10 protein-coding genes are annotated in these 12624 nt (G+C 59.0%); all 10 read right to left on the minus strand.

Translation table 11 applies throughout. The features are described from left to right. Positions 1-44: 44 nt before the first annotated feature. The 10 genes from pgi to dksA all read right to left on the minus strand — a co-directional run bounded on the left by pgi (position 45) and on the right by dksA (position 12458). Complete coding sequence (gene pgi / locus H8F21_RS11790; RefSeq protein WP_203482714.1) at positions 45-1709, minus strand: glucose-6-phosphate isomerase; 1665 nt, start codon at positions 1707-1709, stop codon at positions 45-47. 116 nt (positions 1710-1825) lie between these two features. Next, positions 1826-2683, minus strand: coding sequence for a pantoate--beta-alanine ligase (panC, locus tag H8F21_RS11795; protein WP_203482713.1), 858 nt, complete (start codon positions 2681-2683; stop codon positions 1826-1828). After that, the gene (panB, locus tag H8F21_RS11800; protein WP_203543995.1) at positions 2680-3480 is read right to left on the minus strand and encodes a 3-methyl-2-oxobutanoate hydroxymethyltransferase; all 801 of its coding nucleotides are present in this window, start codon (positions 3478-3480) and stop codon (positions 2680-2682) included. Before panB ends, panC begins: the two co-directional genes overlap by 4 nt. 251 nt (positions 3481-3731) lie before the next feature. After that, positions 3732-4208, minus strand: coding sequence for a 2-amino-4-hydroxy-6-hydroxymethyldihydropteridine diphosphokinase (gene folK, locus H8F21_RS11805; protein ID WP_203584394.1), 477 nt, complete (start codon positions 4206-4208; stop codon positions 3732-3734). 2 nt (positions 4209-4210) lie between these two features. After that, positions 4211-5599, minus strand: a complete 1389-nt coding sequence (locus H8F21_RS11810) for a polynucleotide adenylyltransferase PcnB (protein WP_203482710.1) — start codon at positions 5597-5599, stop codon at positions 4211-4213. Between the two features lie 701 nt (positions 5600-6300). Next, the gene (locus H8F21_RS11815) at positions 6301-7737 is read right to left on the minus strand and encodes a sigma-54-dependent transcriptional regulator (protein ID WP_203482709.1); all 1437 of its coding nucleotides are present in this window, start codon (positions 7735-7737) and stop codon (positions 6301-6303) included. Positions 7738-7759: 22 nt separating this feature from the next. Next, positions 7760-10714 carry a sensor histidine kinase gene (locus H8F21_RS11820; RefSeq protein WP_203584395.1) on the minus strand — a complete coding sequence of 985 codons (2955 nt, stop codon included), beginning with the start codon at positions 10712-10714 and terminating at the stop codon, positions 7760-7762. Further along, positions 10698-10874 carry a hypothetical protein gene (locus tag H8F21_RS11825; RefSeq protein ID WP_003250005.1) on the minus strand — a complete coding sequence of 59 codons (177 nt, stop codon included), beginning with the start codon at positions 10872-10874 and terminating at the stop codon, positions 10698-10700. Before H8F21_RS11825 ends, H8F21_RS11820 begins: the two co-directional genes overlap by 17 nt. Before the next feature lie 183 nt (positions 10875-11057). Further along, positions 11058-11945, minus strand: a complete 888-nt coding sequence (gluQRS, locus tag H8F21_RS11830; protein ID WP_203584402.1) for a tRNA glutamyl-Q(34) synthetase GluQRS — start codon at positions 11943-11945, stop codon at positions 11058-11060. A 66-nt stretch (positions 11946-12011) separates the two neighbouring features. Continuing rightward, positions 12012-12458, minus strand: coding sequence for an RNA polymerase-binding protein DksA (dksA, locus tag H8F21_RS11835; RefSeq protein WP_203482707.1), 447 nt, complete (start codon positions 12456-12458; stop codon positions 12012-12014). Positions 12459-12624 lie beyond the last annotated feature (166 nt).

Here is a 12624-nt window from a genome sequence, read left to right on the forward strand (position 1 = left end):
GGTACCCCTGGCGGTGTTCGTCCGGCCAGGGGTACCGCAGGCGATCAACCGCGGTGACGGCTGCGGAAGAAGTTGATCAGACCTTGGGTCGAGGCATCTTCAGCTGCCTCCTCGATGCCGCCGGTGAGGCGCTGATAGACGCCTTTGCCCAGCTCCTTGCCGAGCTCCACGCCCCATTGGTCGAAGGCGTTGATGCCCCAGATCACGCTCTGGACGAAAACCTTGTGCTCGTACATCGCAACCAGGGCGCCGAGACGACGCGGGCTGATACGTTCAACGACCAGGGTGTTGCTCGGTCGATTGCCCGGAATCACTTTGTGCGGCGCCAGCTTTTGCACTTCGGCTTCGCTCAAGCCTTTCTGGCGTAGCTCGGCTTCTGCTTCGGCGCGGGTCTTGCCGAGCATCAGTGCCTGGCTTTGCGACAGGCAGTTGGCATACAGCCACTGGTGGTGGTCGGCAACCGGGTTGAAGCTGACCACCGGGACGATGAAGTCGGCAGGAATCAATTGCGTGCCTTGGTGCAACAACTGATGGTAAGCATGCTGGCCGTTGCAACCAACGCCGCCCCAGATTACCGGTCCGGTGTCGTGGTTTACCGGGGTGCCGTCCTGGCGAACACTCTTGCCATTGGACTCCATGTCCAGCTGTTGCAGGTGCTTGGTGATGTTACGCAGATAGTGATCGTACGGCAGGATCGCATGGCTTTGCGCACCCCAGAAGTTACCGTACCAGACGCCTAGCAGGGCCAGCAGCACCGGCATGTTCTGCTCGAAGGGCGCGTTCTGGAAATGCTGGTCCATGGTGTAGGCACCCGACAGCAGTTCCTTGAAGTTGGCGGTGCCGATGGCCAGGGCAATGGGCAAACCAATGGCCGACCACAACGAATAACGACCGCCTACCCAATCCCACATCGGGAAGATGTTCTCTTCGCGAATACCGAAGGCCACCGCAGCTGCCTTGTTACTCGACACGGCAATGAAATGCTTGTACAGCTCGGCTTCCGAGCCGCCCTGCGCCAGGTACCAAACCCGGGCCGCCTGGGCGTTCTTGAGGGTTTCCAGGGTATTGAAAGACTTCGACGAAACAATGAACAACGTGGTTTCAGCGCGCAATTTCGCCGACAGTTCGTGGAACTCGCTGCCATCGATGTTCGCCAGGTAGTGGCAACGCACGCCACGCTGGGCGTAGGGCAGCAGCGCTTCGGAAACCAGTTCGGGGCCGAGGAACGAGCCACCGATACCGATGTTCACCACATCGGTGATCGGCTTTTCGCTGTAACCGCGCCACAAGCCGTCATGAATGCGGCCGACCAGCTCAGTCACCTGATTGAGGACTTTGTGCACCTCGGGCATCACGTTGACGCCGTTGACGTTCAGCTTGTCGCCTACGGGTCGGCGCAAAGCTGTATGCAGGGCCGGGCGGTCTTCCGAGGCGTTGAGGATCTCGCCGGCAAACAGCGATGTGATGGCTTCTTGCAAACCCACTTCTTTGGCCAGCTTGACCAGCAGATCGCGAGTTTCGCTTTTGATCAGGTTCTTCGAGTAGTCGAGGAACAGGCCGCAAGTGCTCAGGGACAGCTGGTCGAAACGCTGCGGATCAGCATTGAATGCATCGCGCATGCTGAAGTCCTGCATGGCATCGCGGTGCTGCTGGAGCGCCTGCCACGCAGGCAAGGTCGTTACATCATGAGGGGTGCGGTAATACGCCATCGCTGCAGGTTTCCTTATTGCGTGAACTGCGTTGGACACTGGAGATAACGACCTGTTTGCAGGCTGCTGCGCATTATAGGCACGCAGCCTGGTTGCAAGGGCATCCCAGTTTATTGCTACTCGGCGTCGAGATTCAGATGCAGGTTGTCGATCAGGCGGGTTGCGCCAAGAGCAGCGGCAACCAGGATCACCAGATCACGGTCTTCAACTGTGGCCGGGTGCAGGGTCAATGCCTGGCGGATTTCCAGGTAGTCCGGGCGAAAGCCGGCTTGCGCAAGATGCGCCTGGCCCTGGGCAATCAAAGCAGGGTAATCACGTTGACCTTGCTGGATAGCCTTGGCCATCTCACTGAGCAGGCGATAAATCGCAGGCGCAGTTTCACGCTGTGTTTCGTTCAGATAGCCATTGCGTGACGACAATGCCAGGCCGTCGTCGGCGCGCACGGTAGGCTCGCCAATGATCTGGATCGGCATATTCAGGTCACGCACCAGCGCGCGAATGACCGCCAGTTGCTGGAAGTCCTTCTGGCCGAACACTGCCAGATCGGGCTGGACCATATTGAATAGCTTGCAAACCACCGTTGCCACCCCTTCAAAGTGGCCAGGGCGGCTGGCGCCGCATAGCCCTTCGGAGAGTTGTGGGACGCTGACGCGGGTCTGGCCGTTCATGCCATCGGGGTACATTTCCTCGACAGTGGGAGCGAACAGCAAGTGGCAACCGGCCTGGAGCAGCTTCTCCTGGTCGGCGGCGAGGGTTCGCGGGTATTTGTCCAGGTCTTCGCTGGGACCGAACTGCAACGGGTTGACGAATATGCTCGCCACGACGAAATCGACGCGCTGCGCCGCCTTGGTCACCAACGCGGCATGCCCGCTGTGCAGGTTGCCCATGGTCGGCACGAAACCGATGCGCTTACCCTCGCTGCGCGCACGCGCCACGGCGGCACGCAATTCCCGGACGGTCTTGACTGTATTCATGCACTGAACCCGTGTTCGCTGCCTGGGAAGCTGACGTCCTTGACGGCTGCTACATAGGCGCTGAGCGCACTTTGGATATCGCTCTGGCCGGCCATGAAGTTCTTCACGAATTTCGGTACACGACCTGTCAGCGACAAACCGAGCATGTCATGCAAAACCAGTACTTGCCCGTCAGTCGCGCTGCCGGCGCCGATGCCAATGACAGGAATGCTGACCGCCTGGGTGATTTCAGCCGCCAACTCGCTTGGTACACATTCGAGCAGCAGCATTGCCGCACCGGCTTGTTCGAGCGCGATAGCGTCGGCACGCATTTGCCGCGCCTGGTTTTCCTGGCGGCCCTGCACCTTGTAGCCACCGAGGATATTGACGGTCTGTGGGGTCAGGCCCATGTGGGCGCAAACCGGCACACCGCGTTCAGCCAGCAGGCGGATGGTTTCCGCCAGCCAGGCTGCGCCCTCGACCTTGACCATATGGGCGCCTGCCTGCATCAGCGCGCCGCTGTTGGCGAACGCCTGTTCGGTGGTGGCGCAGGCCATGAAGGGCAGGTCAGCGAGAATCAAGGCGCCTTCATTGCCGCGTTTTACACAGGCAGTGTGGTAGGCCATCTCGGCGTTGGTCACGGGCAACGTGCTGTCATGACCCTGCAGGACCATGCCCAGCGAATCACCCACCAGCAATATGTCCACGCCGGCACGGCTGGCGGCCTGGGCAAAGGTCGCGTCATAGCAGGTCAGCATGGCTATTTTCTCACCCTTGGCCTTGAGGCTCTGCAGGGTGGTCAGGGTTACATCTGGCATGAAAAGGAATCCTCATTCAGGCGCTGTGAAAAACGACTGCGTACAACGCGTGTATTCATCTTCTGGAACAGCACATCATCGATCGTGGTGTTTGGGTTACGACCTGTTCCAGGCCTATATACGCCTTTTTGTGGCGCGCACGCGCCATTGGACGCCTATAGTCGTGAGGGAGGGGGCTTAAGTCAATTACCCTGTTACCGCATTGTTACGAATGCACTGTTACGGGCGTTACCCTGTGGGGGGACGCCCGGTTACAAGCGTTCCAGGCCGACGAACGGGCAATCTGCCAGCAACTGCTCGAGGCTGCGCTGATCAGCCAGGACGAAGTCGGATGGGACCAATTCTGCCAATGGGTAGAGAACGAATGGTCGTGCGTGCATGTGGTAATGCGGAACCTTGAGGCGCGGGATATCGATCATTTGATCGCCATACAACAAGATATCCAGGTCCAGGGTGCGCGGACCCCAGCGCTCCTTGCGTTCGCGGCCTTGGGCGGCTTCGATGGCCTGCAGCCCGTCGAGCAGCTCCAGCGGCGCCATGGAGCTGTCCAGGGCTGCTACGGCATTGGTGTAGCGTGGCTGGCCGGGTGACAGCGATTCGCTGCTATAGAAAGCAGAAACAGCTGCCACTGATGAGCCCGGTAGCTCGCGCAGCGCGTTGATAGCGCTGCGCAGTTGCTCCAGGGGCTCGTCCAGGTTGCTACCCAGGCCGATGTAAACGCGCTCCATGCTTATTCGCCTGCGCCGCCATCTACACGCTTGCGCTTGCTCGGGCTGCGCTTGCGTTTGCGCGGGGCTGCACCGGCGCCTTCATCACGGCTGCCCAGGTCACGGATCATGTCGCGCCGCTCGCTGTCATTGCAGTCTTGATAGTCGGTCCACCATTGACCGAGGCCATCGGTTTCTTCGCCTGCGCTTTCGCGCAATAGCAGGAAGTCATAACCGGCACGAAAGCGAGGGTTATCGAGCAGCAGGTCGGCGCGCTTGCCGCTACGACGTGGCAGGCGCTCTTGCATGTCCCAGATCTCGCGAATCGGCAAGGTGAAACGTTTGGGAATCGCGATACGCTGACATTGCTCGCTGATCAGCTCGTGCGCCGCTTCATTCATTGCCGGAATAGGCGGCATGCCACGGCTTTGCAGGCGCAAGGCGCGACCTGGCAAGGCGGGCCACAGCAGGGCGGCGAACAGGAAGGCTGGCGTCACCGGTTTGCCCTGCTTGATGCGCAGGTCGGTGTTCACCAACGCCTGGCTGATCAGGGTGTGGGTGTAGGTTGGATTCTCTTCCAGTGCTTCGGCGCTGGCAGGGAACAGAGGATCGAACAAATGCAGGTCGACCAGCATTTCAAAGGTGTCGGCGGCGTATCCGGAGAGGAACAACTTGAGTGTTTCCTCAAACAGCCGGGCTGCCGGAATTTCGCGCAGCATCGGCGCCAGGTCGCGGATCGGCTGTACGGTGTGTTTCTCGATGCCGAAATTGAGCTTGGCGGCGAAACGCACGGCGCGCAGCATCCGTACCGGGTCTTCCTGGTAACGCTGGGTAGGATCACCGATCAGGCGGATCAGACGGTTGCGGATATCGTGTACGCCGTTGGCGTAGTCCAGAATGCGCTCGCTGACCGGATCGTAATACAAGGCGTTGATGGTGAAGTCGCGACGTTGTGCGTCTTCTTCCAGGGTGCCATAGACGTTGTCACGCAAAATTCGCCCGCTCTCGTTACGCGACGAGGTATGGGTGTCTTCTGCTTCGCTGTCCGGATGGTTGGCGCGGAAGGTGGCAACCTCGATGATTTCGCGACCGAAATGGATGTGAACCAGCTTGAATCGACGACCGATGATGCGCGCGTTGCGAAACTCTGCGCGAACTTGCTCGGGGGTGGCGCTGGTAGCGACATCGAAGTCCTTGGGGGTGATCCCCAGGAGTTGGTCGCGCACGCAGCCGCCGACCAGATAGGCCTGGTAGCCAGCATTTTGCAGGCGCTCGACGATGCTCACCGCATGACGACTGAATTGGCCACGTTGCAGCGAGTGTTGACCGCTATTGATCACTTCAGGCGTGGTGCGCTTGTGGTGCGGACCACGTACGGGAGGACGGAACGACTGGAACAGCTTCTTCAGCATGGGATGCACTGTTTGAAGGAATGTTCGGCCAAAAACGAAGAATGGCCGCATGATGGGCGGGGATTCTAGCATTTACTCGGGGGATGGTGTAGGCGGTAGCAAATAGGGGTGTTGCGAGGGGGAGAAACTACAAGGGGAGCCGAAGCTCCCCAAGAAGTAGTTGCGTGCTCTTATTATTTTTTTGCCGGGCTTTTTGTTTTTGTTGAGCGCCCTATCCACAAAACGCAAAGCTTGTGGACGATCTCCCTAACCGGGATTCAAGAGCAAACGGATTGCTTTGGTCGCTGACGTTGTAATGATCATGTGATCCAACCAGTTCAGGCCCTGCTTGAGTGCAGTTTTTATTGTTCTCTGCCTGGTTGTGGGGCAAGCCCCAAAAACAACTCCTCTCCAAAAGAATCAGTTAGCTGCGCCTCCGCCGTCTTGTTCTTATTGTGCGTGAGCCGATTCGTCTTATTTTTATTGTATTTTGCAGTGCTTGTTATTGTTCTTGTACCAAACATATAGCAGGTGCCGTGCCAACTTTTGCAAAGCCTAGTAAAACAAGGGGTTAGAGGGTTTTGGGGGTAGCGAGCAGGCAAAAAAAAGCCGGGGCTTCGTTACCTTTAGCCCCGGCTTTTGTTACGAGATTGAGTCAAGGTAACAGTTTTTTCACATTTGCCTGTGTTACCGCCTTGCGCCTCGGTGACAGCTGAAAGGGATCAGCTGTCGCTGGTTGCTCCGCTCTTGCGCCGCGGGATACCCAGGCGCTGCCGGCGTTCCCACAAACACTTGCGGCTGACGCCCAGTTTGCGTGCCAGCTCGGTTTCGGTCATGTGGTCTTGATGCTCGAGTACGAAGTGCTGGAAGTAGTCTTCCAGAGACAGGTCTTCGGTGGGCTCATGACTTGTACTGCTTGGCGTGCTGCCGTTTCCTGGCAGCGCGAACGGATCGTCGTCTTCCAGATCGCTCAGTTCGATATCGATGCCCAGCAGGTCTGCGGAAATTTCCGGGCTCTCGCAGAGAATCACCGCCCGCTCGACGGCGTTTTCCAGCTCGCGGACGTTACCCGGCCAGGAATAGTGACGAATGGCCTGCTCGGCATCGTGACCGAAGCGCAAGTCAGTACGGCCCACGCGCGCACTTTGGCGGGCGAGGAAAGCATTGGCGATTTCGTTGACGTCGGCGCCGCGCTCACGCAGGGCGGGCAGCTTGAGAGCGATTACGTGCAGGCGGTAGTAAAGGTCTTCACGGAACTGGCCGATCTTGGCCAGGCTCTTCAAATCACGGTGGGTTGCTGCAATGAGGCGCACGTCAACCTTTTGCGACTGCACCGAACCTACCCGACGAATCTCGCCTTCTTGCAGAACGCGTAGCAGACGAGCCTGTGCCTCAAGTGGCAGCTCGCCAATCTCGTCGAGGAACAGTGTGCCGCCGTCGGCTGCTTCGACCAGGCCGGCACGTCCGGCACTGGCACCGGTAAAGGCACCTTTTTCGTGGCCGAACAGTTCCGACTCGATCAGGGTTTCCGGAATGGCAGCGCAGTTCACCGAAATCATCGGCGCCTTGGCGCGCCGCGAGAGGTTGTGCAAGGCGCGCGCAACCAACTCCTTGCCGGTGCCCGACTCGCCCTGGATCAGCACATTCGAGTCTGTAGGTGCGACCTTGCGGATCTTGCTGTACAGATCCTGCATGGGAGGGCAGGAACCGATAATGCCGATCTCGCCATTGGCGGCGTTGCTACTGCCTTTGTCCGCGGTAGCAGGCTTGCCATTGGCACGCGCTTCGACGGCAGCGGCGGGTGCGTTCTGGCGGTCCCGCAGGATACGCGCTACTGCCTGGAGCATTTCGTCATGATCGAAAGGCTTGGCGATGTAGTCCACTGCGCCCATCTTCATCGAATCGACGGCAGAGCGCAGGCTGGCGTAGCTGGTCATGATCAGCACCGGTGTACCTTGGCCAAGCTTGATCAGTTCGGTACCAGGTGCACCCGGCAGGCGCAGGTCACTGACAATCAGGTCGAAGGTGGCAATGCTGAAGCGCTCCTGGGCTTCCTGCACAGATCCGGCCTCGCTGACCTGGTACTGGTTGCGCTCCAACAATCGGCGCAAGGCCGAGCGGATAATGGTTTCGTCTTCGACGATCAGAATGTGCGGCATTGATTCAATTCTCTCGACGGTCTCAGTTCACAGCGGACGTCGCTACGACATGACGTGGCAGGGTCACTCGGATCCGGGTGCCACGCTGGCTTTGGGTATCGGCCGGGCTGTCGATGGTGATTTGTCCATAATGCTCTTCCACGATGGAATAGACCAGAGCAAGCCCCAGTCCGGTACCTTCGCCCGGGTCCTTGGTAGTGAAGAAGGGTTCGAACAGACGATCCATGATGTTTTTCGGAATGCCGCTGCCTTCGTCCTCGACGATCAGGTCAACGGTATGCTCGCTCGCTTCGCTCTTAACGCGCACGGCGCTGCCGGGCGGTGAAGCGTCGCGAGCGTTGGACAGCAAGTTGATCAGGACCTGGGCCAAGCGTTGCGGGTCGCCATCGACCCAGTGCTCGGGGTCGCACAGGTTGAAGAACTGCACTTCGAAATTGCGCCGGTTCAAGGCCAGCAAGCCAATGGCATCCTGGGCCACTTCAGCCAGGCACACCGGCTCGTCGCTTTGTTGATGGCTGCCAGCATGGGCAAAACTCATCAACGATTGGACGATGCGTGAAATGCGTTTGGTTTGCTCAAGAATCTGGCTGCTCAATTCGGTGATTTCGCCGTCATCCTCGCGCTCTTCGCGCAGGTTCTGCGCCAGGCACGCGATTCCGGTAACCGGATTGCCAATTTCGTGGGCCACCCCGGCGGCCAGGCGACCGATGCTGGCCAGTCGTTCCGAGTGCACCAGCTTGTCTTCCAGGGCCTGGGTTTCAGTGAGGTCTTCCACCAGCACCACCAGGCCGCTGTTACCTGGCGCCAAAGGTTCATCAATGGCCGCTTTGTGCAGGTTAAGCCAGCGGGTCTGGCCATCCAGGCCCAGCCGTTGTTTGTGCAAGTGCTCATCGGGAATATTGGTGAAACCCAGCAACAATCCACGCCAGGGCTCACCGATTGTGGCCAGGCGCGAGCCCACCACACGCTTGGCGGGAATGCCAGTGAGCTCTTCCATGGCCTTGTTCCACATCAGGATCTCCTGATCCTTGGCCAGCGAGCAGACGCCCATCGGCAGTTCCTGCAATGTTTGGCGATGGTAGCGGCGCAGGGCGTCGAGCTCGGCTGCAAGACCGGTCAGGCGCGAGTGATAGTCTTCCAGTCGGCTTTCGATGAAGTGAATGTCTTCGGTAACATAGTTTTCGTTACCGGACTTGTAGGGCAGAAAGGTCTCGACCATGTCCTGGGCCACGCTCGGCCCCATCAAGCCCGAGAGGTTGGCTTCAATACGATCGCGCAGACGGCGCAAGGCGTAGGGGCGGCGCTCGTCGAATGGCAGGTAAAGATCGCGTAACGCCTGTTCCACTTCCTTCTGCGCAGCCTTTGCACCCAGAGGCTTGGCCAGTTGGGTGGCAAATTCCTGCGGGGACGCGGCGTGCAGTTCACGCCGTTGCGGACGCCGCACGTTATCCACAGCGCACGCCTCGGCAGCGCTGACTTCTTCGCTGCTGGCGTTGGTGAACAGTGAAATCAGGGTGAACAGCAACACGTTGGCTGCCAGCGAGGCAATAGCTGCCATGTGCCAACTGGTGTCGTCGAGCACATAGATCATGTTCAGCAGCGGAATGTAGAAACCTTGCAGATTGCCCACCAGCGGCAACAGCATGGTTACCATCCACACCAGAATCCCGGCGAGCAAACCGGCAATGAAGCCCCGGCGGTTGGCGGTCGGCCAGTAAAGTACCGACAGCACGCCGGGCAAGAACTGCAGTGTGGCGACGAAGGCAACGATACCGAGGTTGGCGAGGTCTTGCTGGCTGCCCAACGTCAGGTAGAACCCGAAGCCTGCGGCGATGATGGCGACGATCAGTGCGCGGCGGGTCCACTTCAGCCAGCGATAGATGTTGCCCTCGGCCGGTGGTTGGTACAGTGGCAGTACCAAGTGGTTCAGGGCCATACCCGAGAGTGCCAGCGTGGTAACGATGATTAAACCACTCGAGGCCGATAGCCCGCCGATATAGGCAAGTAACGCTAGCGCTTGGTTGTTGGCCGCAATACCCAGACCCAAGGTGAAGTATTCCGGGCTGGTGCTGGCGCCCATCTTCAAACCGGCCCAGAGGATCAGCGGTACAGCCAGACTCATCAGCAGCAGAAATAGCGGCAGCCCCCAGCTGGCGCTGACCAGCGAGCGAGGATTGAGGTTCTCGGTAAAGGCCATGTGGTACATGTGCGGCATAACGATTGCCGAGGCGAAGAACACCAGCAGTAGGGTTCGCCAAGGACCTTCTTGCAGCGGCGTATGCAGAGCAGCCAGGGCGGTCTGGTTTTGCAGCAGCCAGACTTCCAGCTGGTGCGGACCACCAAACACCCCGTACAGCGCATACAGGCCAATGCCGCCCAGCGCCAGGAGTTTAATCACCGACTCGAAGGCAATGGCAAAAACCAGGCCTTCGTGTTTTTCCCGCGTGGCAATGTGGCGAGAACCAAAAAAGATGGTGAACAGGGTGATCAAGGCGCAGAAAGCCATGGCCACCCGGGCCTTGACCGGCTCACCGGTAAGAATACTGATGGAGTCGGCTACTGCCTGGATCTGCAACGCCAACAAAGGCAGCACGCCAATCAACATGAAAATCGTGGTCAGAGCCCCCGCCCAAGTGCTGCGAAAGCGGAAGGCAATCAGATCAGCCAGTGACGACAGCTGATAAGTGCGGGTGATCTTGAGAATGGGATAAAGCAATACTGGCGCAAGCAGAAAGGCGCCAGAAACGCCTAGGTAGCAGGCGAGAAAACCGTAACCGTACTGGTAGGCGAGGCCCACCGATCCATAAAACGCCCAGGCACTGGCATAGACACCCAGCGACAGCGTATAGGTCAGGGGGTGGCGAATGATTGAGCGCGGGATCATGCCGCGTTCACTGACCCACGCTACGCCGAACAGCACCAACAGGTACGCGGCGCTGATCAGGATCATCTGGGTCAGACTAAAGCTCATCGGCATCACGTTGGCTCTGCAGGATAAAGGTCACGACGATCAGGATCAGCCAGAGCAGGTAAGGGCGATACCAGGCACCGGTTGGCTCGATCCACCAGTCCATGATGGCCGGGGAGAACAGATAGATCCCCACGACCAGAAGCAGGACCAAACGATAGATATACATGCTGGCCTCAAAGGTTAGGGCGCGCTTGGGCTGGACTTATTATTGGCGCAAATGGCTGAGCCGATGGTAACGGATGGGCTGGCGCCTGCAAACGGCCTCGAGCGTTTTAGCCAAAGTTTTGAATTTATTGGTCTTTTACAGCCGCTGCGTGCCCAATCGCGGGTCACTCACAATACGGACGCGTCAGTGAAGGTCTGCCTCCGGCACGCTCTGGCGGCGGGCTATGGCGCCGGGGTTCCAGTGCCGGGCGGCGTGAGCCAGTACTTCGGCTGGCTTGGCCTGTTCCATCGCAGCATCGGTGCGCTGGCCCAGTGCGCGCAAGGCACGCAGGATCAGCGGTGTGGCTTGCTCGGTAGGCAGTGGTGCAGAGCGATAGCTTTTGCCAAGCTTGTGGCCATCAGGCTGAGTAATGAGCGGTACGTGCAGGTAACGCGGTTGCGACAGACCCAGTAGTTCCTGCAGGTATAGCTGGCGCGGGGTGTTGTCCAGCAGATCAGCGCCGCGCACGATATCAGTTACCCCTTGCCAAGCGTCATCGAGCACGACAGCCAGTTGATAGGCATACAGCCCGTCGCGACGGCGTATGACAAAGTCACCCACCTCTTGCCCCAGGTGTTGTTCGAACGCCCCCTGGACGCGATCTTCGAACCGGTAGATCAACTCCGGAACACGCACGCGAATCGCGGCCTCCTGCTGCCCGTGGCCGGCGTTGCGGCACAAGCCTGGATATATGCCGTTGTAGCCTTCCAGCTGTTTACGCGAACAGGTGCAGGCATAAGCCAGACCTTGGCGAAACAAACGCTCAACCACCTCGGCATAGGCGTCGTGGCGCAGGCTTTGATAAACCACTTGGCCGTCCCATTCCAGGCCGTAGCTTTCCAGGGTGTGCAGGATCGCTGCCTGGGCGCCGGGCGCTTCGCGGGGAGGATCGATATCTTCCATGCGCAATAGCCAGGTGCCACCGACTGCTCGGGCATCGAGCCAGGAGGCGAGGGCAGCGACCAGCGAGCCGAAGTGCAGGAATCCGCTTGGAGTGGGGGCAAAGCGTCCGATGTAGCGAGGAGTGTTCATGCTCATGAGGCAATCGATACAGCCATGAATGAAGCGGGGCGCCTTAAGCGCCCCGTTCTGGTGAAATCAGGCCTTACCGACCTGTTTCTCTTTGATTTCCGCCAGGCTCTTGCAGTCGTAGCACAAGTCTGCGGTTGGGCGGGCTTCCAGTCGGCGAATACCGATTTCCACACCGCAGCTTTCACACCAGCCGTATTCGTTGTCTTCGATCAGTTGCAGGGTTTTGTCGATCTTCTTGATCAGCTTGCGTTCACGATCGCGGTTACGCAACTCGAGGGCAAACTCTTCTTCCTGGCTGGCGCGATCGGCCGGGTCCGGGAAGTTGGCTGCCTCGTCTTTCATGTGGTCCACAGTCTTGTCTACGCCTTCCATCAGCTCCTGCTTCCAGTTCTTAAGGAGCTTGGTGAAATGCTGGCGCATGGGTTCGCCCATGTATTCCTCACCCTTTGCTTCTTTATAGGGTTCGAAGCCGCGAACGAGTTGACTACTTTGTTGCTTTTCTTGGGTGGACATGAATAGACCGCCTCTCACTCTTCTAATCCATTGCGCAGGCTGCTCCATCTCCGGCGCCCGCCGGCCCTGCGACTGCGAGCCGCCGAACTTACCAGATCGAATCGGGGTGCGCTACTCCCAGGTGCCTTCGTTGTTGACAGCAGGTTTAGCCACACGTTCGACTCGG

It is taken from the genome of Pseudomonas arcuscaelestis, assembly GCF_016881005.1.
GTDB lineage: Bacteria > Pseudomonadota > Gammaproteobacteria > Pseudomonadales > Pseudomonadaceae > Aquipseudomonas > Aquipseudomonas arcuscaelestis.